The following is a 20,689-nucleotide window of genomic DNA, read 5'->3' as shown; positions in this document are numbered from 1 at the left end:
GGGCGATCTTCGCCAAACGAAAGGGCGAGGCGATCGATGCCGCCGTCACCTATCCGACAATCGACGACGGTATGAAGGGCATGGCCTTCGTCGATGCCTGCGTGCAGTCGTCAAAACGAAACGGCGCCTGGGTAAAGGTGTAGCCGGAAAGCATGCCGGGGGGGCTAGAGCGTTTCCGGTTTAGGCGGAGTCACAGAAACGCTCTATCTCCTTGTTTACGCATTTCCTGACGGAAAACCGCTTCGCACTTTTCCTGGAAATGCTCTAAGTACTTCCGGATGGCGGAAGGCAAACGGCCGCGCTCGACGTTGCGCGCATGCCCTTTCCGGGTTGATGCCGAAGCACCCCGCAGCAGGTTTGCCTCAAGCTGCGGGGGCCGGTTCCAAGCCTACTTTTATCGGTTGCATCCCGGCGTGGTCGGTCGCGTCGGGTCGCATCCGCTCGCCGTCGCAGCACGGTTGGTTCTCGCAGCCGAACTGCCGAGGTGCTCGGCGTAATTGTCGCGGGTGTTCTGATCGACGACGGCGACTGGTGCGGCCAAAACCAGACCGGCCGCGTTGCCGACGGCCGCGGCCGTTCCGGTCGTTGCCACCAGGATCTGGTCGCCGAGACCGACCCGGCTGTCTGTCAGCGTCTGGCCGTCGGAGATGCGCGAACCGATGAGGCGAACGATTTCGGGCGATTCCGCGAACTTGCCGTGATTGAGGCTGTCGCCGGCCTTGATCTTCGTCAGGTCGATCACCGTGATCTTGTTGTCCGCGAGCTCCTTCTTGAACGGCGCCTGCTCCGGATCGATCGCCCCGAGCCGGGAAACGTCGCCCCAGACCCGGCGCGAGACTGCCAGAGCTCGATCGTCGCGGGATACGAACAGCGTGAAGTTCGGGTGCTTCTCGCCCATGTCGGCGATCTGCTGGCGGAAGACATCGACGTCGACATCGGGTGCCGCCAGCATGACGTTCTTGAACTTTGCGGGCAGTTCGCCATTGCGGATTGCCATCTGGCGCAACGCCTCAAGCGCCAGCCAGTTGCCCATCGAGTGCGCGAGGATCGAGACCTCCTTCACTTCCGGGTCGCGGTAGAGGTACTGGAACAGGTTTTCGAGCGCATTCCGCGTGTAGTTGGTGCTTTCGCGATCGTAGCCGTAGGCAAGCAGGCTGCCGCGAGACGGCCACGTGATCAGAATGGGGGCGCTGTGGACGCCGGAATCATGGACGATCTGGGCAAAACGATAGACAGAGTCTTCGAAGCGGTTGTTGAAGCCGTGAACGAAGACGAAAACGCTCTTGTCAGGACTTTTGCGCACACTCGCGCTCAGCCATGATTTGGCGCCGGCCATGTCCAGATCGTCCGCCTTCAGCGTCGCAAAATCGGTTGCCGGATTGGGCGGCAGCTTTTTCGGCCAGGCGACCTCGCCAGCCTTGCGCACGGTGTCTGACGGAATGGAAACGGTCATGTCGACGAAGGTGGGCGCCAGGGCGCGCTCGCCGCTATACATTTCTCCGGGATTTTCCGACCGGCTGCGCGTCGTCGTGATCAGCATGTTGACCCGGCTTGAATCCGGGGCTGTATCTGCGACCGGCGTCAGCACGCCCTTCGGATGCCCGCCGCATGCGGCCAGCACAAACACAAGCATGGCAACCATTGCGCCGCTGCGAATTCGCTCGAGAGGCGAATTGAACCTCACACCGCCAGTATTCCTGCTCATCCATCCCCCTGTCAAAGCGCAGTGCAAGCAGTCCCCAGCCGGCTTCCTGTCTTATGCCGGGGATGCTAGTGCACGGAGCAGTTACAATGCAATAGCGCGCGCTGACTTTCGGGCGAACCTTGTCCGGTATCGACGACGGGCTTTCGATCTTTTGGCAGGGCCTGACCAGGGCATCGGGGCCGTTCGTCGCGCTCGTCAGGTGGATCTATGGTCGCATTCCGGCGATCCTGCTGATCACCTCAGTAAAGCCCCAATCACCGGCTACCCATCGATCGTCATTCTCAGGCTCATCTGGCTTCTCACTGCGGCGGTGACCGCAGACCCGCCGACGCGCCCGTTTATCGATCCCTCAATAGCAATTCGGTCCCTGCTCGCGGGCAGGACGGCGCGAATACGGAGCGAGGTTCTTATGCGCGGAATTCCCGACGAGATGCTTGCCGCCTTGAGCAAGGAGGAAATCGGCATGCTTTGGCGTGTTTTTGAGACTGTCTGTATCGAGTACGACATTCCGAGAGATGGCGAGCAGATCCAGCATCTCGCCCGATTTCTCATGCGCGAGTTTCGCCGTCCGCTGGACGAAGAAGCGCTGCTTGTCGCAGCAAAGACTTTCTACCGTCACCACGACGGTGGATTCGCAAAGTCGGCCTGAGGCCGCAAGCCTATAGGCGTCGTCTCGACGTTCCATCACCGGGTACCCGGGACGCAGTCGCTCAGAAGACAACCACGGGAGAAAACCATGAAGCCATCTGTTGGAAGCTTTGGATATCAGTTCAGGCTGCTCGATTTCACGATCCGATCATCCCTGGCGATCGTGCTCGGTGTCGTCGGCTGTGTCACCTTCTACGGTGCCTTCTGGTAACGGGCTGTCCCGAGGGCGGCGCTCAGAGCAGCAGCCCGAGGACAACAGCGGCGATGGCTGAGGTCAATATGCCGTTGAGCGCCATGGCAAGGCCCGAGAACGTCCCGGCAATTTCGTTGACCTGGAAAGCCCGTGCCGTGCCGATGCCGTGCGACGTCAGGCCGGCCGCAAACCCGCGCGCGGCATAATTCCGGATCCGCAGAAGGTTCATCAGCGGCGTGACGATGATTGCCCCGAACACGCCGGTGAAGATGACGAGAAGCGCTGTCAGGGCCGGGTCGCCGCCGAGTTGCTGCGAGATGCCGACGGCGATGCCGGCCGTTGCCGACTTCGGCGCCAGAGATATCGCCACACTGTCAGGTGCGCCGAGCAGGATGGCGACACCCGTGGCGCAAACGATCGCCGTCAGGCTGCCCGCGACAAGCGCGACGACGACGGGCACGAGGTTCTGCCGGATCAGTGTCCGGTTCCGGTAAAGGGGAACAGCAAGCGCCACCGTCGCAGGTCCCAGTGCAAAATGCACGAACTGCGCCCCGTCGAAATAGGTTGAATAGGATGTCCCGGTGGCAGTCAGTATCGAGATCACCAGGACGACGGCGATCAGCACAGGATTGACGATAGGGTTGAAACCGCTGAGCGCCGCAAGCCGCTGAGCGGCGATATAGGCGCCGATCGTCACGGTCAGCCACGTGAGCGGGCTGGTCGAGAGATAGACCCAAAGCTCGAACACGCGACCGCTAGTGTCCATCGCCAGCCCCTCCTGCGCCCGACATCCTGCTCGCGAACAGGAAAGCTCCCACCGTCACCATCAAAGTCATAAGGGTCGACACCACGACGGCGATGACGATCGTGCCGGCATATTCGTAGATCAGCCGGTAGTTCTGCATCACCCCAACGCCAAGGGGCACGAACAGCACGCCGAGGTTCTTGAGCAGAGCGTCGGCCACGCCGCTGACCCGGGTGTGGGCGGTGCCATCTTCCGACCCGGCTCTCCTGTCGGCAAACCAGAGATAGGCAAGCAGGAGCACGATACCGAGTGCGGGAGCCGGCATGCTCAGGTCGAGGGTCCTGACAACGATCTCGCCGATCAGTTGACAGAGCAGTATGACAAACAGTCCTTCCATCGCCATCTCCCGCATGATCAGTGGTGATCTCCCCACGGCGTATTCCGCAACACAGCCGCATCCATGGATGCTTCGTAGCCGAAATCCTTCGGCCACGCCTACAGCATATTTTGCGCGATGGCCCAAAGCGCGTTGCTGCTCTAAGCCCTTGTTCTTTCGCTTGTCGGGGGCGCAAAACCGCGGCCACTTTTGCGCGACATGCGTTAGTGGTGGGGCACCGCCATCGGGACCTCGTTGCCATCGCGGTCATAGAGCTTCCCATCGCGATAGTGGTCACCGTCACGCAGAGCGGAAATATCCTGATACCGGATGATGCGTTCCGTGCCGGCCACGAATACGGACTGCTGATCGGAATTGCCGGCCTTGAAATGATTGAACAGCAGGTTCAGCGAGATCGCCATGATCGCGGAAGAGCTGATGCCTGAGTGGAAGATGGTTTCGAACCAGGCCGGGAAGTGGTCGTAGAAATGTGGTGCCGCGATCGGGATCATGCCGAAGCCGATCGAGGTGGCGACGATGACCAGGTTCATGTTGTTGTGATAATCGACCTTGGAGAGCGAGCGGATGCCGCTCGCCGCCACCGTGCCGAACAGCACGATACCGGCGCCACCGAGCACGGCCGGCGGAACAGCTGCGATCACCCGCCCCATGACAGGAAGAATGCCGAGCGTCACCAGAATGAGGCCGCCGGTTGCGACGGCATAGCGGCTCTTGATGCCGGTCACGGCCACAAGACCGACGTTCTGGGCAAAGGCGCTCTGCGTGAACGAGCCGAAGATCGGGGCAAGCAGGCTCGAGATCATGTCGGCGCGCAGGCCATCGCCCAGTCGCTTGGAATCGACCTTGGTGCCGATGATTTCGCCGACGGCCAGGATGTCGGCCGACGTCTCGACCAGGATGACCAGGAGAACGATGAACATCGAGACGATCGCCGCGGCCGTGAAGACCGGCGCCCCGAAATGGAATGGCGAGGGGAAGGCCAGGATCGGACCTTCGGCGACCTTGGAAAAATCGGTCATCCCGAAAGCCAAGGCGATCAGCGTGCCGATGACCATCGCAAGCAGGATCGACAGGCGCGATATACTGGAGCTGCCGACCTTGCTCAGAAGCAGGACGGTGAGCAAAGTCACCGCCGCCAGGCCGATGTTGCTGACGCTGCCGAAGTCGGGCGCGTTGGGATTGCCACCCATGGCCCAGCGGGCCGCGACCGGCATCAGTGTCAGGCCGATCGTGGTAATGACGATGCCGGTGACCAGCGGCGGGAAGAACCGCGTGATGCGCGAGAAGATCGGTGTGATCGCCAGGCCGACGAGTGACGCCACCATCACGGCGCCCATGACCGCCGGCAATCCGCCGCCTTCGCGGCTGGTGACGATCGCCACCATGGTAGCGACGCCGGCGAACGAAACGCCTTGCACCAGCGGCAGCTGACAACCGAAGAACGGAATGCCGATCGTCTGCAGGATGGTCGCCAGGCCGCCGGCAAACAGCGACGCGGTGATCAGCAGGCCGATGTCGGCTGGAGACAAGCCGGCCGCCTGGCCGATGATCAGTGGGACGGCGACGATGCCGCCATACATGGTGAGCACGTGCTGAAGGCCATAGACGAGGTTTGCGCCTGCGCCCAGGCGCTTGTCTTCCGGCCGCTCAATCGTTTGTTCGATGTGATCGTTTCGATGCGAAACATCCATGCGTCTCCTCCCAGATGCGTGTTCTGTTCAATCTGCGCATCTCCTCAAACGCGCAGCCCGAACTATAGGCCGAGATCTTGGGCACCATTGCATGCGGGTGATTTGAAGTTGTTTTCGGTTTGGCAGCGGTAATCCGTGCGTCCGGAACCGGACATCGCGATAGGTCAAGCGCCGCCGCTATCGCGACGCTGCCTGGACCACCGTGACGGCGATCATGTGGAAGACGTCATCGGCCGTGCAGCCACGCGAAAGGTCGTTGGCGGGCTTGGCCAGCCCCTGAAGCACCGGGCCGATGGCGGTCGCGCCGCCGATGCGCTGGGCGATCTTGTAGCCGATATTGGCGGCATCGAGATTGGGGAAGACGAAGACATTTGCCTGACCGTGCAGCGCCGAATTGGGTGCCTTGGACGACGATACGGCCTCGACGAAGGCGCTGTCGAACTGCAGTTCGCCGTCGATCAGCAGGTCGGGATTGGCGGCGCGGGCAATGTGCGTCGCCTCCACCACCTTGGAGACGCGGTCGTGCGCGGCGCTGCCATTGGTGGAGAAGGAGAGCATCGCGACCTTCGCCTGGTCACCCAGCAACGCCTGATAGGACTCTGCCGACATGCGGGCGATATCAGCGAGACCGGCAGCATCCGGGTCGACCACGAGGCCGCAGTCGGAAAAGACGAAGGCGCCCTTCTTGGCGTGGTGCGGTTGGCACAACATCATCAGAAAGAAACTGGAGACGAGGCCGGCGTCAGGCGCACGGCCGATGATTTGCAGAGCGGTGCGCACCGTATCGGCCGTTGTTGCCACCGCTCCTCCGATGGTGCCGTCCGCCTCGTCTTCGCGAACCATCATGGCGGCAAAGACCAGGTCTTCGCGTACTGCCTTCTCGGCCATCTCTCGATCGACGCCCTTGCTCCGGCGCAGGTCGTGATATCGCAACGCGAACTGCTGTGTCAGTGGCGACGTCGTCGGGTCTTCGATCCGGAAGGCATGCGTATTGCCGCCGCGATCGCGCAGGCGCTCGGCGACGATCTCGTGCCGACCAATGAGCGTGATTTCGGCGAGACCTTCTGCGCGGGCGCGCATGGCCGCAGCGACCACCCGCGTGTCTTCGCCCTCGGCAAGCACGATGTGGCGCGGTGCCTGCTTGGCGGTTTCGATGATGCGGTCGAGTGGTCTCATTAGAGATGCCCCAGATAATGCATGCCGCCGAGAATGAAGAGGCCGAGGAAGAATGTTTCTGCGACGATGAGCGCGACCGCGTCGCCGCCGACATCGAGCACGCGCCGGAGCGACGTCTTCATGCCGACGGCGACGATGCCCGCCAAAAGCGCCCAGCGCGATGCCTCCATGCCGAGTTCGGCGACGGCGGCCGGCACCATCCCGCCGGAGTTCATGGCGGCAAGGATCAGGAAGGCGACCACAAAGCCGGGCAGCAAGGGCGGGCGCTTGCCAGCCTCCACGCCTTCCTGGGGGACGTTTCGAAGGGCGATGGAGAAGATGAGGACAACGGGTGCCAGCATCGTCACGCGGATGAGCTTGACGAGTGTCGCCGTCTCGCCTGCCTCCGGCGACACCGAGAAGCCGGCACCGACCACCTGGGCGACATCATGGATCGTGCCGCCGAAGAAGATGCCGGTGCCGCGCGCATCGAGCCCCAGCGACTGCGCGAGGATGGGATAGCCGATCATCGCCAGGGTGCTGAGAACGGTGACCGACAGCACGGTGAAGATCAGATTGCGCTCGGAAAACTCGTTCTTCGGCAGAACGGCTGCAATCGCCATCGCGGCGGAAGCACCGCAGATCGCGACCGCACCGCTGGTGAGAAGGGCGAGCCTCCAGCCTCTTCCAAGGATCTTGGCGGCTGCAAGGCCAAAGAGGATCGTTGCTGCAATCGCTGCCACCAGCAGGAGAATGGTGCCGCTCCCGAGCCCGATCAGAAGGTCGACGCTGATGCGCATGCCGAGCAGCGCAACGCCGATCCTGAGGATCTTTTTTGCTGAAAGCTCGATGCCGGCGACGCATCTGCCTTCCTCGGAGAGGAAGTGGAACGCGATGCCGAGCAGAAGCGCCATCAGCATGGCGGGCGCGCCATAATGATCCGACAGGAACTGCGCGGCCATGGCGACGGCGGCCGTCACCAGCAGACCAGGACCATAGGTCGACAGCGCCGAGGGCAGCCATTGGAACCGCCGCGTCGTTTCGGATACCGCATTCATGTCAAATTTCCCGTCTGAAAGCGCCAAGTCGGAAGCCCATGCCCGGCGACATCAGCCGGGCATGGGGTGGATGTCAGACGTGCTGCTGCGGCCGCATGTCCGAGCGCTGGATGCCAGCCACCTGCACCGGCTTCTTCATCGCGTCGCGGCGGAAGGGCTCACCCAGCTCCTGGTTGAGGATGACTTCGACGAAGGTGGTCACGCCCTGTGACTGGTCGTCGAGCGCCTGCTGCAGGGCGGCCGTCAGGCCCGCCTGCGTGTCGACCGTCACACCCTTGAGACCGCAGCCGTCGGCCACCTTCGCGTAGCTGAGGTTGGGATTGAGTTCGGTTCCGACAAAGTTGTTGTCGTACCAGAGCGTCGTGTTGCGCTTCTCGGCTCCCCACTGGAAGTTACGGAAGATCACCATGGTGATCGGCGGCCAGCCGGCGCGACCGATGGAGGTCATCTCGTTCATCGAGATGCCGAATGCGCCATCGCCGGCAAAGCCGATCACCGGCACATCAGGGCAACCGATCTTGGCGCCGACGATCGACGGGAAGCCGTAGCCACAGGGTCCGAACATGCCGGGCGCCAGGTATTTCCGGCCCTGCTCGAAGCTCGGATAGGCGTTGCCGATGGCGCAGTTGTTACCGATGTCGGTGGAGATGATGGCGTCCTTGGGCAAGGCCGCCTGGATCGCACGCCATGCCTGGCGTGGCGACATGCGGTCGGATTCCCGCCGACGGGCCGAGGCATTCCATTCGGTGCCCGGATCGTCGTCCTCGTGGTCCATCGACGACAATTGCTGCAGCCAGGCCGAGCGGGTGGTGTGGATCAGTGCCTTGCGTTCCTCGCGGCCGATATCGCCGGCAGACGGCGACAGTTGCTCGAGGATCTGGCTTGCCACCTGCTTGGCATCGCCGCAGATGCCGACCGTCACCTTCTTCGTCAGGCCGATGCGATCGGAGTTGATGTCGACCTGGATGATCGCGGCATTCTTCGGCCAGTAGTCGATGCCGTAGCCCGGAAGCGTCGAGAAAGGATTGAGGCGGGTGCCGAGCGCCAGTACGACGTCGGCCTTGGCGATCAGTTCCATGGCCGCCTTGGAGCCGTTGTAGCCGAGCGGGCCTGCCGCCAGCCGATGGCCGCCGGGGAAGGCGTCATTATGCTGGTATCCGCAGCAGACCGGCGCATCGAGACGCTCGGCAAGCGCGATGGATTCGCCAATCGCGCCACCGATGACCACGCCGGCGCCGTTGAGGATCACCGGAAATTTCGCTTCGGACAGCAATCTCGCGGCCTCTGAAATCGCCTGCTTGCCGCCGGAGGGGCGCTCCAGCCGAACGATGCTCGGCAGCTCGACGTCGATCACCTGCGTCCAGTAATCGCGCGGGATGTTGATCTGCGCCGGGGCGCAGCCGCGCCAGGCTTTCTCGATGACCCGGTTGAGGACTTCGGGAACGCGGCTCGCGTCGCGCACCTCTTCCTGGTAGCAGACCATTTCCTCAAACAGCGCCATCTGGTCGACTTCCTGGAAGCCGCCCTGGCCGATCGTCTTGTTTGCCGCCTGCGGCGTGACGAGAAGCATCGGCGTATGGTTCCAGTAGGCGGTCTTGACTGCGGTCACGAAGCCGGTGACGCCGGGGCCGTTCTGGGCGATTGCCATCGACATGTTGCCGGTCACCCGGGTGTAGCCGTCGGCGATCAATGCGGCGTTGGTTTCATGGGCGCAGTCCCAGAAGGTGATGCCAGCTTTCGGGAAGAGGTCGGACACCGGCATCATCGCCGAGCCGATGATCCCGAAGGCGTGTTCGATGCCGTGCATCTGGAGGACTTTTACGAAAGCCTCTTCGGTCGTCATTTTCATTGTCTGTTTCCTTTCATGTTGGGTTGGGGGCCGACCGAGCGGCTAGAGGATTTCGTCCTTGAGGTAGTACCAGCGGTACATCCCCCACTGGCCGATGCGCCGGAACGGCGTCAGCAGCCCATGGCTGGGGAGAGGGGAGGTGAAGATCGGCAGGTCGAGGGCACCGCCCTTGCCGGCGACCATCTGCGCCATGCGCCGTCCGGCCTGGGCCGAGTACATGACGCCGTTGCCGCCATAGCCCATGGCGTAGAACAGCGCCTGTTGCGGATCCGGGCGGAAGATGCGCGGCATCATGTCGTGACTGACATCGACCCAGCCCCACCAGGAGTAGTCGACCTTGATGCCTGTCAGCACCGGGAACTTGCGGTAGAGGCCCGAGAGCAGACGGTCGAGATGTTTTGGGTTGACCGCGTCTTTGCCGGTGATCGCGCTGCGGCTGCCGATCTGCACGCGCCCGTCGGGCAACAGCCGGTAGTAGTGGCGAAGCGTGCGCGTGTCGGTAAGCGGAATATGCGTCTGGAAATTCAACGCCGACCGCTCTTCGTCGGTGAGTACGCGCGTGACGATCGAGTTGGAGAGGATCGGCATCAGCCGGTGCTTCGTCAGCGAATGCAGGCCGGGCGAGGTATAGCCGGCCGTCGCGAAACACACCGCCCTCGCCCGCACGATCCCGCCGGGGGTGCGAAGGTGGAAGACTCCGCCTTTCTTATCGCAGCTGAGAACCGGGCTCGAGGTATGAACGCGGGCACCGAGCTTGCGCGCCAGGGTGAGATAGCCGAAGGCGAGCTTGGCCGCATGGATGCCCATGCCGTCGGGCTCGTAAAGCGCGCCCACCGCCTCGTTGTCGCGGACGAAGTCGCGATGGATTTCGTCGCGGCCGAGGATGCGGGTGCGGTAGCCGAAGACGTCGTTGAGGACGCGGGATTCGGCTTCCAGCGACGGCATCACCTTGTTGCGGTGGGCGATATAGAGATGCCCGCCATCCTGCGGGTCGCAGGCGATTTCCGGCGAGCGGATGAGGTCGCGGAAAAGATCGAAGGCTTCGCTGATCTCGACGTGAAGCTTCCTGGCGACATCCACGCCCCAGCGCTCGATCCATTGCGAGCGCTTGAGCCGGCCCGCCGAAATCTGCGCCTGACCGCCGTTGCGGGTGCTGCAGCCCCAGGCGACGCCGTTTGCCTCGAGCACCGTCGCCTTGATGCCATGCTCCTTGGCAAGATGGATGGCGCAGGAGAGGCCGGTGTATCCCGAGCCGACGATTGCGACGTCGACGTCGATATCCCCAAGCACGGGACCATCATCGGCGGGCGGCGGTCCGGCGGTTGCGATCCAGTAGGTCGGCGCATAATCCTTGCCGTCGCCGGGATTGGCGGCGCGATTGGGATCGTATGCCGGATCGAAGGGCTTGCTCGGCCGCAATGTTTTGACAAGCTGTTCCATGTCGGTTTCCTGGCCTGGCTGGAGCTCAGTAGCGGAAGGGGGCCGCAATCAGCGGCCGGTTCTTGCGAAAGGCCTGCTTGCGGACGATCTTGCCGTCACGGAGCGTGAAGAGGTCGCAGCCTTCGGCCTCGATGCGGCTGCCGTCGGCGTTCGTGCCGGAGAACGTCCATTCCGATACGGCCCGGTCTCCATGGGCGAAATGGCTGTGGTGGGCCCAGTGGGCGTCCGGCATCGTCTGCCACACGCTGCTGAAGGCGGTCGCGATCTGCTCAGTGCCCTCGACCCGGGTGCCGTGCGCTTCGCTGCCGGCCACCGTGTTGAAGACGCAGTCTTCGGCGAAGAAGGACATGACGCCGTCGATGTCGTGCCGGTTGAAGGCGTCGAAGAGGTCGGAGAGGTCGGTCGCGGTCATGGCTTGTGTTTCCTAAGCGTTGCAGGCGATGTTTTCGGGCATGGCTTCGCCGTGGCCGGGTGAACCGGCCGGATCGGCTTTGCGTGTCGAGTGAGGGGCCTTTTAGGGCCGAGCGGTTATCCGCTCGACGGTTGTCGCTCTGTCGCGGGGTGCATCGTCACACCTTGCCCTTCCAGGGAATGAGCGCCTTCTCGAGATGCCGGATCAGGAGATCGAACGCGAAGGCGAAGACCCCGATGACGATGATGCCCATGATCACGGTGTCGCTGGCCAGGAACTCGGCGGCGTTGAGCACCATGAAACCGAGGCCTCGGTGGGCTGCGACCATTTCGGCCGCGACAAGCGTCGTCCAGCCGACGCCGATGCCGATGCGCATCCCGGTGAAGATCTCCGGCAGCGCCGCCTTGAGAATGACGTGGCTGATGACCTGGCGGCGGCTAGCGCCCATGGCATAGGCCGCATGGATCTGTTCGATCGAGACGGACCGCACACCGGCCCGGGCGGCGATCGCCATCGGCGCGAAGATCGCGAGGAAGATCAGGAACACCTTCGGAAATTCGCCGATGCCGAGCCAGATGATGATCAGCGGCAGGTAGGCGAGCGGCGGCAAGGGGCGGTAGAACTCGATGATCGGATCAAACAGCCCGCGCATCACCCGGTTCACGCCCATGAGGATGCCGATCGGAACCGCGGTGACAAGGGCGAGCGCGAAGGCCCCGAGCACGCGACCGAGACTTGCCAGCGTATGCTGGGCGAGGGTCGAATTGGAGACGCCCTCTGTCAGCGCGATCACGAACTTGTCCCAGACCGCAAGCGGCGATGGCAAAAACAGCGGCCGTACCCATTGCATCTCGGTGACCAGCAGCCAGAGCGCCACCAGGGTCAGCGCTGTCAGCAGGCTGATATGTCCGCTCATGCCCTCGCCGGGGGCGCCGTAGATCCGGCCCGGCTTGACCGGCTTGGCTTTCGTCACGCGCTCAAGCATGGAGGAGCTCCGGGTTTCCGGACTGGCGTTCGTCGCCGTAGATGATGCTGAGGATCTGTTCACGCATGTCGATGAAGTCGCGACTGGATTTGATTGCACGGGCATTGCCTTCTTCCAGAAACCGTTTGTTGAAATCGAGCTCGTAGGTGTGGGTGATCCGTCCTGGTCGCGGCGACATGACGATCAGGCGCGACCCCAGGAACAACGCCTCCTCGACGCTGTGCGTGATGAAAAAGAACATCTTGTTGGTCAGCTGCCAGACTTTGAGCAGCAGTTCCTGGATGGTCTCGCGGGTCAGCGCATCGAGCGCCGCCATCGGTTCGTCCATCAAGAGCATCGACGGGTCGCAGCTCAGCGCCCTGGCGATGCCCACACGCTGCTGCATGCCGCCGGACAGGTGGTAGATCATGTGCCGGTGAAAATCCTGCAGGCCGACAAGAGCGAGGTTCTTGGAGGCGACCTCGTGGCGTTTCGCCTTGTCGACACCGCGCAGTTTCAGCCCGAATTCGGTGTTGTCGATGACATTGAGCCAGGGCAGCAACGCATGCTTCTGGAACACGACCCCACGGTCGGCACCGGGACCGGAGACGCGGCGGCTTCCAAGTGTGATTTCACCACCGCTCGGGGCCATGAAGCCCGCCATCAGATTGAGCAGCGTGGTCTTGCCGCAGCCCGAGGCACCGAGCGCGACGACGAAATCGCCGCTCTTGATTTCGAGGTTGACGCCCTTGAGCGCAATGACCGCCTCGTCCGAATAGAGACCAGGATAGGTCAGGCTCACATTGCTAACATTCAGAGTTTCCATTGTGCAGGCCTTTCGAGAAATGGCTGTTGAGTGGCGTTGGCGGCGCTCCTGACCAACAGGCGGTCAGGAGCGGGCGTCGGCTACTTCGAAGCCTCTTTCGCGTAGGCGCTGTTGACGTAGGGGGCGTAGTCGTCGAGCGCCTTGTCGATTTGCTTCTGGTCGGCAAGGAATTTCGCGCTTTCCGACAGCGCGCGCACAGCACCGCCGCCGAGCCAGGTTTCGGACGCCTGCTCCTGCGCTGTCGGGAACGAGAGCAAGTTCAGCGCTTCGACGGTGCCGGCGCCATCGCCGCCGATGAGCTTGACGATGTTCTGGACCGGTGCGGAGTCTGCCGTCCAGCTTGCGCCGTTTGCCTTGTAGTCGGCATAGGCTTCGGCCAGCACCTTGGTGAAGGCGGCCATGAACTTCGGATTTTCAGCTGCCCATTTCTTGTCGACCACCAGACCGTCGAAGGTCGGGACGCTGGCTGCGCCGATCGCCTCGGAATCTGAAATCACCTTGCCGGATTTCAGCAGTTCCGACAGGGCCGGAGGCCAGACATAGGCGGCATCGATATCGCCGCGCTGCCAGGCGGCCACGATCTGCGGTGGCTTCATGTTGAGGATGTTGACTTCGCGGGGATCGACCTTCCACACCTGCTCAAGGCCGACAAGGAGATGGAAGTGGGACGTCGAGACGAAGGGGACGCCGACGGAGCGGCCGACCAGATCTTCCGGCTTCTCGATGCCCGAACCTTCGCGGGCGACAAGCGCTTCCGACTTGCCGATATTGTCGAGGATCCAGAACAGCTCGAGATCGACGCCGCGCGTTGCCGCGGCCGTGGTGCCGGTGGAGCCGATGACGCCGATCGGCACGTTGCCCGATGCAAGCGCCGTCGAGATATCGCCGCCAGAGCTGAACTGCCGCCAGTCGACGAGATAGCCAGCCTCTTTCGCGGCGGCGTCGAAACGGCCGTCGGCGATGGCGGCAATGAACGGGCCGACGATCTGCTGGTAGCCGATGATCACATTGGTCTCGGCGCGGGCAAGACTTGAGGTCAGGAGGCCGGCCGCAATCGTGGCCGCCCCCGCCACGGTTTTCAAGGCGTTGGAATAGAACATTTGTTTCCCTCTGGTTCCGACCCCGTTTTTCGGGATCTGTCGACTGTTATGCCGATCTCATTTTCGACCATAAGGGATAAAGCAGCTTTCCGGTTTGCTTTATAGCCAGATTGAAAGTTAGATAAGTCCAGATTGGCCGATAGGGGATCGGACGTGGCACGCATCTCGGTTTCGGAAACCATTTTCTTCATCGACCGGGCGAGCCGTACGAGCCTGCAGGCGCAGATCCGCGAGACGGTCGTCTCCGCCGTGCTGTCAGGGCGGCTGCCGCCCGGTGCCCTGCTGCCGTCGACGCGCAAGCTTGCGAGCTATCTCAACATTTCGCGCCTCACCGTCACGCTTGCCTATCAGGAGTTGGCGACCCAGGGCTATCTCGATGCGGCCGACCGCAGCAGCTACCGCGTTGCCGACAAGCCGCCGTTCAACGTGCTTGATGCGGACGTGGCGAAGCCGGGGGGGGGATGCGGTGGATTGGTCGTCCAAGCTGCGCTCGACCTTTCGCGTTGCCAAGCAGATGCGCAAGCCGCTCGATTGGCGGCGGTATCCCTATCCCTTCCTCTATGGCCAGATGGATCCGTCGCTGTTCGATCTCACGGCCTGGCGCGACTGCGCCCGACGGGCACTGGCGCGTGAAGATTTCGAACTCATGGCCGGCGACTTCGCCGCGTCTGACGATGTGCAACTGGTCAACTACATCTGTTCGCGCACGCTGCCGGGGCGCGGCATCCGGGCCAATCCCGACGAGATCCTGGTGACGGTGGGAGCGCAGAATGCGCTCTGGATCGTCATTCAGCTGTTGCTGCGGCGCGGGTCCCATGCCGTCTGCGAAAACCCCTGCCACCCGGATATGAGCGCCTCGCTGCAACTGAGCGGCGCAAAGGTGACGGTGCTTGACGTCGATGACGGCGGCTGCCGCCGGCCAACTTGCCTGAGCAGGTCGACGCCGTGTTCGTGACGCCGAGCCATCATTCACCGACGGGTGCGACCATGCCGATGGATCGCCGCGTCGCACTGCTCGAAGCCGCCTCAAGCAGGGACTTCGTCATCATCGAGGACGATTACGAGTTCGAGATGAGCTTTCTCGCGCCACCGTCGCCGGCACTGAAGGCCTTCGACAGGAGCGGGCGGGTCTTTTACATCGGCAGTTTCTCGAAGTCGCTTTTCCCCGGCCTACGGCTTGGCTATCTCGTGGCACCGGCTCCCGTCATCCGGGAGGCGCGTGCGCTCCGTGCCCTGATGCTGCGCCATCCGCCCGGCCACCTCCAGCGCACCGCTGCCTATTTTCTGGCGCTCGGTCACTATGACGCCGTGCTTCACAGGATGCGGGAAGAGTACCACCTGCGCCATCGGGTAATGGCAGACGCGCTCAACGCCAACGGGCTTAAGATCGCCGGTTCGGCAGCGTTCGGCGGAACCTCCTTCTGGATCGAAGGCCCTGACGGTCTCGATGCGGACAGGCTGATGGCCGATCTGCGGGAAGACGGGGTTCTGATCGAATCCGGATCGCCGTTCTTTCCGAACGACGAGGAAAGCTGCCGCTTTTTCCGCATGGGATACTCGTCGATCGGCAGAGACCGCATAGCCGAAGGCGTGAAGCTGACGGCAAGCAGAATGGCGCAGTCTTGAAACCGGTCCTCACTTCTCGCCGTTGCGGCGACCCGGCGAACGGTTGCTATCCGTTCGACAGCAGGGCCAGGATTTCTGTGCGATTGAGTTTTTTCCCGGTGGCGACGTCGAAAATCCGGAGCGCGATCTTGTTGGCGGGCGGGTCCGATTGCGTGCAGTTGTTCCGCGTGCACCACTCCGCCAGCGCCTCACGCATCTCTACGACATCGGTTACAGGCGGATTGCGTGTGTCTGTCATGGCTGAACCTCAATTTCGGCCCAAGCTTAGGTTCTGTGCGGTAGCGCCACAACTCTGAGAAATCAGGGGGATTCGGCGGTTTTGCCCCCAGAAAGCGCTGGGCGTCATGCTTGGCGCGCAACGCTTTCAGCTGGGGCAACATCCCCCGTCTGGCGGATATGCGCCTCGATCAGGCGTTTGAGGCCGGCGACATCGCGGGCTTCGAGCGCATCGACCATCATATGATGCTCGCGTGCGGACCGTTCGACGCGGGCTCTTGTGCGCCACTGCGAGACCGGTGCCGAAGAGGTGCGTTGGCGGATTTCGGAAACGAGGTCCACAAGCTCGTGATTGCCCGACAGAAGCAGCAGTTCGCGGTGGAAAGCGAGGTTGGACTCGTAATGCTCCAGCACCGTGCCGACCATGGTCATCTGGTCGAAATGGCTGGCGAGTTGGCGCAGCCTGGCGATGCTTTCGGGCGTGGCCCGTTCCACCATCAGATCGGCCACCGCTGTTTCGAGGATGACGCGGATATCGCTGACTTCCTGCGCACGCCGGCCGTCCGGCTGATAAACGTGATAGCCGCGATTGGGCACGTGCTCGACCAGCCGCTTCTGCGACAGGCGGTCAAGAGCCCGGCGAACCTCCGGCCGGGTGCAATCGTATCGCTTTTCGAGATCGATTTGCTTGAGCCAGGTGCCGGCCGGCAGCACCCCGGTCAGAATGTCCTCGAGAACGAGATCGGTGACGTCCCGCTCCTTGGCCGCAGTCTCGATCAAACTTTGCATTTCGGTCATGGACATTCCTGTTTGCTCGATTGCCGGCGAGCCTTGCGGGCCCGCCTCGTTCGGGGATCATCTTCTTGAGTCTGCGATCGATACCGAAAATATCCATCGCCGCCCATTGCGCAATTTATTTTTGTATCCTAAATTGGCGCCAATATTGGTAACTATCGCATATGGGGCACTGAATGCCAATGAAGAATACCGAACTCGTATGGTCGATCGTCGAGGAAAAGAGCCCGGAATTCTTCGCGCTTAGCGACCGCGTATGGGACAGTCCCGAAACCAACTACGAGGAGTTTCAGTCCGCGAGCGAGCATGCCCGCCTGCTTGAGGCGGAAGGGTTTCGCATCGAGCGCAATGTCGCCGGCCTGCCGACGGCGCTGATCGGCGAAGCGGGCGAAGGTGGTCCGGTGATCGCCATTCTCGGCGAGTTCGATGCGCTCCCTGGCTTGAGCCAGGTCGCCGGCCTTGCCGAAGAGCGACCAGTCGTGCCGGGCGGCAACGGCCACGGCTGCGGCCACAATCTGCTCGGCTCCGGCTCCATGCTCGCCGCTGCCGCCGTCAAGGATTACCTCAAGGTCAACGGCCTCAAAGGGCGCGTGCGCTATTACGGCTGCCCCGCCGAAGAGGGCGGTTCATCGAAGGGCTTCATGGTGCGGGCCGGCGCTTTCGACGATGTCGATATCGCCATCTCCTGGCATCCGGCCGCCTTTTCCGGCGTCAACAACCCGATCTCGCTTGCCTGCAACGAGATCAACTTCCACTTCTCCGGTCGCGCTTCCCACGCCTCGGCGACGCCGCATCTCGGCCGCAGCGCGCTCGATGCCGTCGAGCTGATGAATGTCGGCGTCAACTACATGCGCGAGCACATGCCGTCGAGCGCCCGCGTCCACTACGCCATCACCGATGCCGGTGGCGACGCGCCCAATGTCGTGCAGGCCCGTGCAACGGTGCGCTATCTCATCCGCGCCCGCACCTTGCTGGATCTGCTCGGCCTGATCGAGCGCGTCAAGAAGATCGCGCAAGGGGCAGCGCTGATGACCGAGACGACCGTGCGCCACGAGGTGATCAGCGGCGATGCCAATCTCGTCGGCAATGCCCCGCTGGAAGCACGGCTCCACACCTGCCTCGAACATTTGGGTCCCGCCGCCTTCGATTCTGCCGACCTCGAAACGGCGCGAAAGTTTCAGGCGACCTATTCCCCCGACGATATCGCCGCGTCCTATGCACGCTTCGGCCTGGCGCCGCGCAAGGGGCAGCCGCTCTGCGACATGATCTACCCGCTCTATGGCGGCGACGGCAGCATCGTCGGCTCAACCGATGTCGGAACCGTAAGCTGGGTCGTCCCGACGGTTCAGATGCGCGGTGCGACCTATGCGATCGGCACGCCCGGCCATTCCTGGCAGTTGGTCGCGCAAGGAAAATTGCCGGCCGCGCACAAGGGCATGGCGCATGCGGCGAAAGCCATGGCGAGCCTTGCCATCGATCTGATGGCGGACCCAGAACTGGTGGCGGCCGCCAAGGCGGACCATCGCAGCCGTCTCGACGACACGCCTTTCGTCAATCCGATCCCCGATGACGTCAACCCGCCTCTTCCCTCGCGCGCGGCCGGGTCCGCGGAACTGGAAACCTTGTGACCCAGCCCGGTATCCTCGAACTCATCAGTTTCGGCCCCGGTGGCTGGGGGAACATCCTCCTTGCCGGTGCCATGATGACGATCCTGATCGCGCTGTCGGGTTACGCGACCGGTGCCGTCATCGGCGTACTCGGAGCCTGGGCCAAGGTGAAGGGCGGACCAGGGACGCGCCTCGCTGCCGACGTCTACACGACGGTGCTGCGCGGCATTCCCGATCTCTTGGTGATCTATCTGCTTTATTTCGGCGGCTCCGCTGCAATCTCCGCCGTCGGACATCTCTTCGGCGCTGAAGGCTTCATCGGCTTTCCCGGCTTCCTTGCCGGCATGCTTGCGGTCGGGATCACCTCGGGCGCGCAGCATACGGAGGTCTTTCGTGGTGCCTTCAGGGCGGTTCACCCCGGAGAGATAGAGGCGGCGATCGCCTGCGGCATGCCACGATGGCTCCGGTTCCGCCGCATCGTCGCGCCGCTGACCCTCAGGCATGCGCTGCCGGGCCTCGGCAACGTCTGGCAGGTGGTGCTCAAGGAGAGTGCGCTGGTCTCGATCACCGGCGTCGCCGAACTCTTGCGCCAGGCGCAGATTGCTGCCGGCTCCACCGGGCTGCCCTTTGATTTCTACCTGATTGCCGGCGGCATCTATCTCATGATCTCGACGGTATCGAGCACCGTCCTGCATCGGGCCGAGCGTCATTTCAGCCGCGGCGTGAGGAGAAGCTGATGGACTGGACCTTCCTTCAGGAAACCTTTGTCAGCCTCGTTTCGGCTGTTCCCATGACGCTGTTGCTGGCGGCAAACTCGATTGCCCTCGGCGCGATCCTGGCAGTCGGCATCGCTGTCGCCCGATTTTCGGCTACCGCCCCCTTGCGCTGGCTGGCGCAGGCCTATGTCTTCGTCTTTCGCGGCACGCCGCTGCTCGTGCAGATCTTCATCATCTACTACGGTCTCAGCCAGTTTCCGGCCATCCGACACAGCCTGCTTTGGCCCGTGCTCAGGGAGCCATACTGGTGTGCGGTCCTGGCGCTGGCGCTCAACACCGCTGCCTATGCCAGCGAGATTGTCCGCGGCGGCCTGCTTTCCGTGCCCTTTGGACAGGTGGAAGCGGCAAGGGCATGCGGCATGTCGCGCTTCATGATCTTCCGGCGCATCACGTTGCCGCTCGGCGTCAGGCAGGCGCTGCCCGGCTACGGCAACGAGATGATTTCGATGGTCAAGGCGACCTCACTCGCATCGATCATCACCCTGATGGAAGTGACCGGCGTTGCGGCGCGCATCATCTCGGAGAGCTACCGCGCGATCGAAGTGTTCGTCGTCGCCGGCGCCATCTATCTCACCATCAACTTCCTGCTCACCCGCCTGGTGCAGCTCGTCGAGTTCCGGCTGAGCCCGCATCTCAGGCAGCCGGTTGCGGTGCTGCCCGCCATCATCGAAGGAGAAGCGCATTGAGTTCGCCCGCGTCGTCCATTGCGCCCGTCGCCATCAGCGTTCGGGACATCCACAAGAGCTTCGGTCCGATCGAGGTCTTGAAAGGCATCTCGCTCGACGCGCGCGAAGGCGAGGTCGTCTCCATCCTCGGCTCGTCCGGTTCGGGAAAATCGACACTGCTTCGCTGCATCAATATGCTCGAAACGCCGGATCGTGGCGAGGTCACGGTCGCGGGCGAAACGATCGAGATGCTTGCTGCCGGCAACGGCAAGAGCCGTCCGAGGGATCGTGCCCAGGTGGATCGCATCCGCTCACGGCTCGGCATGGTGTTCCAGAGCTTTAATCTCTGGTCGCACAAGACGGTGCTGGAGAACGTCATCGAGGCGCCGATCCATGTGCAGAAGCGCCCTCGCGCCGAGTGCCTCGAAGAGGCTGAAGCCCTTCTCGCCAAGGTCGGGATCGCGGCCAAGCGCAATCATTATCCGGCGCACCTGTCCGGCGGCCAGCAGCAGCGCGCGGCAATCGCCCGCGCGCTGGCGATGCGTCCGGCCGTGATGCTGTTCGACGAGCCGACATCGGCGCTCGACCCGGAACTCGTCGGCGAGGTGCTGCGCGTCATGCGTGCGCTCGCCGAAGAGGGACGCACGATGCTGGTCGTGACCCATGAAATGGGGTTCGCCCGCGATGTCTCCAGCCGGGTCATTTTTCTTCACCAGGGTCAGATCGAGGAAGACGGTCGACCGGACGAGGTATTTGGCAACGCCAAATCCGAACGCTTCCGTCGGTTCATCAAGGCGTGAACCGGCGGCTCTAACCACTCA

General features: G+C 62.9%; 23 protein-coding genes and 1 pseudogene. 10 read left to right on the top strand and 14 right to left on the bottom strand.

The annotated features are described in order from the left end of the window. Nucleotides 1-143, top strand: a pseudogene (locus tag BKP54_RS35530) (gfo/Idh/MocA family oxidoreductase); the annotation flags it as partial. A gap of 251 nt (nucleotides 144-394) precedes the next feature. Here BKP54_RS35530 and BKP54_RS31410 read toward each other — a convergent pair. Continuing rightward, on the bottom strand, nucleotides 395-1,642 hold the full coding sequence (locus BKP54_RS31410) for an alpha/beta hydrolase (RefSeq protein ID WP_057212955.1): 1,248 nt from the start codon (nucleotides 1,640-1,642) through the stop codon (nucleotides 395-397). On the opposite strand from BKP54_RS31410, the gene BKP54_RS36910 reads away from it, so the two are divergent. Together BKP54_RS36910 and BKP54_RS37220 are read left to right on the top strand one after the other, a co-directional pair. Then, the gene (locus BKP54_RS36910; RefSeq protein ID WP_245317957.1) at nucleotides 1,632-2,354 is read left to right on the top strand and encodes a hypothetical protein; all 723 of its coding nucleotides are present in this window, start codon (nucleotides 1,632-1,634) and stop codon (nucleotides 2,352-2,354) included. The two genes, BKP54_RS31410 and BKP54_RS36910, sit on opposite strands and share 11 nt — an antisense overlap. An 87-nt stretch (nucleotides 2,355-2,441) precedes the next feature. Continuing rightward, nucleotides 2,442-2,564 carry a hypothetical protein gene (locus BKP54_RS37220; protein WP_025429467.1) on the top strand — a complete coding sequence of 41 codons (123 nt, stop codon included), beginning with the start codon at nucleotides 2,442-2,444 and terminating at the stop codon, nucleotides 2,562-2,564. Between the two features lie 22 nt (nucleotides 2,565-2,586). Here BKP54_RS37220 and BKP54_RS31400 read toward each other — a convergent pair whose 3' ends face one another. The 11 genes from BKP54_RS31400 to tauA form a co-directional block, all read right to left on the bottom strand. Next, on the bottom strand, nucleotides 2,587-3,312 hold the full coding sequence (locus BKP54_RS31400) for an LrgB family protein (RefSeq protein ID WP_084815430.1): 726 nt from the start codon (nucleotides 3,310-3,312) through the stop codon (nucleotides 2,587-2,589). Continuing rightward, the gene (locus BKP54_RS31395) at nucleotides 3,302-3,688 is read right to left on the bottom strand and encodes a CidA/LrgA family protein (protein ID WP_057210070.1); all 387 of its coding nucleotides are present in this window, start codon (nucleotides 3,686-3,688) and stop codon (nucleotides 3,302-3,304) included. Before BKP54_RS31395 ends, BKP54_RS31400 begins: the two co-directional genes overlap by 11 nt. Nucleotides 3,689-3,891: 203 nt before the next feature. Further along, nucleotides 3,892-5,379 carry a nucleobase:cation symporter-2 family protein gene (locus BKP54_RS31390; protein WP_084815429.1) on the bottom strand — a complete coding sequence of 496 codons (1,488 nt, stop codon included), beginning with the start codon at nucleotides 5,377-5,379 and terminating at the stop codon, nucleotides 3,892-3,894. Between the two features lie 177 nt (nucleotides 5,380-5,556). Beyond that, nucleotides 5,557-6,555, bottom strand: a complete 999-nt coding sequence (pta, locus tag BKP54_RS31385; RefSeq protein ID WP_084815428.1) for a phosphate acetyltransferase — start codon at nucleotides 6,553-6,555, stop codon at nucleotides 5,557-5,559. Beyond that, a complete protein-coding gene (locus BKP54_RS31380; protein ID WP_084815427.1) occupies nucleotides 6,555-7,592 on the bottom strand; it encodes a YeiH family protein in 1,038 nt (345 codons plus the stop codon). The genes pta and BKP54_RS31380 overlap by 1 nt, the downstream gene beginning before the upstream one ends. Before the next feature lie 73 nt (nucleotides 7,593-7,665). After that, the gene (gene xsc, locus BKP54_RS31375) at nucleotides 7,666-9,441 is read right to left on the bottom strand and encodes a sulfoacetaldehyde acetyltransferase (RefSeq protein ID WP_084815426.1); all 1,776 of its coding nucleotides are present in this window, start codon (nucleotides 9,439-9,441) and stop codon (nucleotides 7,666-7,668) included. Nucleotides 9,442-9,483: 42 nt separating this feature from the next. Further along, on the bottom strand, nucleotides 9,484-10,881 hold the full coding sequence (locus tag BKP54_RS31370; RefSeq protein WP_084815425.1) for an FAD-binding oxidoreductase: 1,398 nt from the start codon (nucleotides 10,879-10,881) through the stop codon (nucleotides 9,484-9,486). Nucleotides 10,882-10,906: 25 nt separating this feature from the next. Next, on the bottom strand, nucleotides 10,907-11,293 hold the full coding sequence (locus BKP54_RS31365; protein WP_057210062.1) for a nuclear transport factor 2 family protein: 387 nt from the start codon (nucleotides 11,291-11,293) through the stop codon (nucleotides 10,907-10,909). Nucleotides 11,294-11,450: 157 nt separating this feature from the next. After that, nucleotides 11,451-12,278 carry an ABC transporter permease subunit gene (locus BKP54_RS31360; protein ID WP_084815424.1) on the bottom strand — a complete coding sequence of 276 codons (828 nt, stop codon included), beginning with the start codon at nucleotides 12,276-12,278 and terminating at the stop codon, nucleotides 11,451-11,453. After that, entirely contained in the window at nucleotides 12,271-13,083 is an 813-nt protein-coding gene (locus BKP54_RS31355; protein ID WP_057212938.1) for a taurine ABC transporter ATP-binding protein, read from the bottom strand. The genes BKP54_RS31360 and BKP54_RS31355 overlap by 8 nt, the downstream gene beginning before the upstream one ends. A gap of 80 nt (nucleotides 13,084-13,163) precedes the next feature. Continuing rightward, nucleotides 13,164-14,183 carry a taurine ABC transporter substrate-binding protein gene (gene tauA / locus BKP54_RS31350; protein WP_084815423.1) on the bottom strand — a complete coding sequence of 340 codons (1,020 nt, stop codon included), beginning with the start codon at nucleotides 14,181-14,183 and terminating at the stop codon, nucleotides 13,164-13,166. Nucleotides 14,184-14,336: 153 nt separating this feature from the next. Between tauA and BKP54_RS36905 the strand changes: the two genes are divergently transcribed. The 3 genes from BKP54_RS36905 to BKP54_RS36895 are packed head-to-tail and all read left to right on the top strand — an operon-like array spanning nucleotide 14,337 to nucleotide 15,809. Then, nucleotides 14,337-14,816, top strand: a complete 480-nt coding sequence (locus tag BKP54_RS36905) for a winged helix-turn-helix domain-containing protein (protein WP_245317956.1) — start codon at nucleotides 14,337-14,339, stop codon at nucleotides 14,814-14,816. A 13-nt stretch (nucleotides 14,817-14,829) separates the two neighbouring features. Continuing rightward, nucleotides 14,830-15,138, top strand: coding sequence for a hypothetical protein (locus tag BKP54_RS36900; RefSeq protein ID WP_245317954.1), 309 nt, complete (start codon nucleotides 14,830-14,832; stop codon nucleotides 15,136-15,138). Beyond that, complete coding sequence (locus tag BKP54_RS36895) at nucleotides 15,108-15,809, top strand: PLP-dependent aminotransferase family protein (protein WP_245317953.1); 702 nt, start codon at nucleotides 15,108-15,110, stop codon at nucleotides 15,807-15,809. Before BKP54_RS36900 ends, BKP54_RS36895 begins: the two co-directional genes overlap by 31 nt. A gap of 46 nt (nucleotides 15,810-15,855) precedes the next feature. Here BKP54_RS36895 and BKP54_RS31340 read toward each other — a convergent pair whose 3' ends face one another. Both BKP54_RS31340 and BKP54_RS31335 read right to left on the bottom strand, forming a co-directional pair. Continuing rightward, nucleotides 15,856-16,047 carry a hypothetical protein gene (locus BKP54_RS31340; RefSeq protein WP_084815422.1) on the bottom strand — a complete coding sequence of 64 codons (192 nt, stop codon included), beginning with the start codon at nucleotides 16,045-16,047 and terminating at the stop codon, nucleotides 15,856-15,858. A gap of 104 nt (nucleotides 16,048-16,151) precedes the next feature. Further along, nucleotides 16,152-16,814 carry a GntR family transcriptional regulator gene (locus tag BKP54_RS31335; protein ID WP_038578471.1) on the bottom strand — a complete coding sequence of 221 codons (663 nt, stop codon included), beginning with the start codon at nucleotides 16,812-16,814 and terminating at the stop codon, nucleotides 16,152-16,154. A 188-nt stretch (nucleotides 16,815-17,002) separates the two neighbouring features. Here BKP54_RS31335 and BKP54_RS31330 point away from each other — a divergent pair, with 188 nt between their 5' ends. From BKP54_RS31330 to BKP54_RS31315, 4 genes are read left to right on the top strand one after another with little or no spacing between them, the layout of a single operon-like run. Next, a complete protein-coding gene (locus tag BKP54_RS31330; protein ID WP_025429453.1) occupies nucleotides 17,003-18,448 on the top strand; it encodes a M20 family metallopeptidase in 1,446 nt (481 codons plus the stop codon). Further along, nucleotides 18,445-19,164: an ABC transporter permease subunit gene (locus BKP54_RS31325; RefSeq protein WP_084815421.1), complete on the top strand. Its 720-nt coding sequence runs from the start codon at nucleotides 18,445-18,447 to the stop codon at nucleotides 19,162-19,164. The genes BKP54_RS31330 and BKP54_RS31325 overlap by 4 nt, the downstream gene beginning before the upstream one ends. After that, complete coding sequence (locus BKP54_RS31320; protein ID WP_057210052.1) at nucleotides 19,164-19,889, top strand: ABC transporter permease; 726 nt, start codon at nucleotides 19,164-19,166, stop codon at nucleotides 19,887-19,889. Before BKP54_RS31325 ends, BKP54_RS31320 begins: the two co-directional genes overlap by 1 nt. Next, a complete protein-coding gene (locus tag BKP54_RS31315; protein WP_057210050.1) occupies nucleotides 19,886-20,668 on the top strand; it encodes an ATP-binding cassette domain-containing protein in 783 nt (260 codons plus the stop codon). Before BKP54_RS31320 ends, BKP54_RS31315 begins: the two co-directional genes overlap by 4 nt. Nucleotides 20,669-20,689 lie beyond the last annotated feature (21 nt).

It is taken from the genome of Ensifer sp. 1H6, from assembly GCF_001976035.1.
Lineage (GTDB): Bacteria > Pseudomonadota > Alphaproteobacteria > Rhizobiales > Rhizobiaceae > Ensifer > Ensifer canadensis.
The sequence above is the reverse complement of the archived record's forward strand: the minus strand, read 5'-3'. Positions and strand labels throughout refer to the sequence as shown.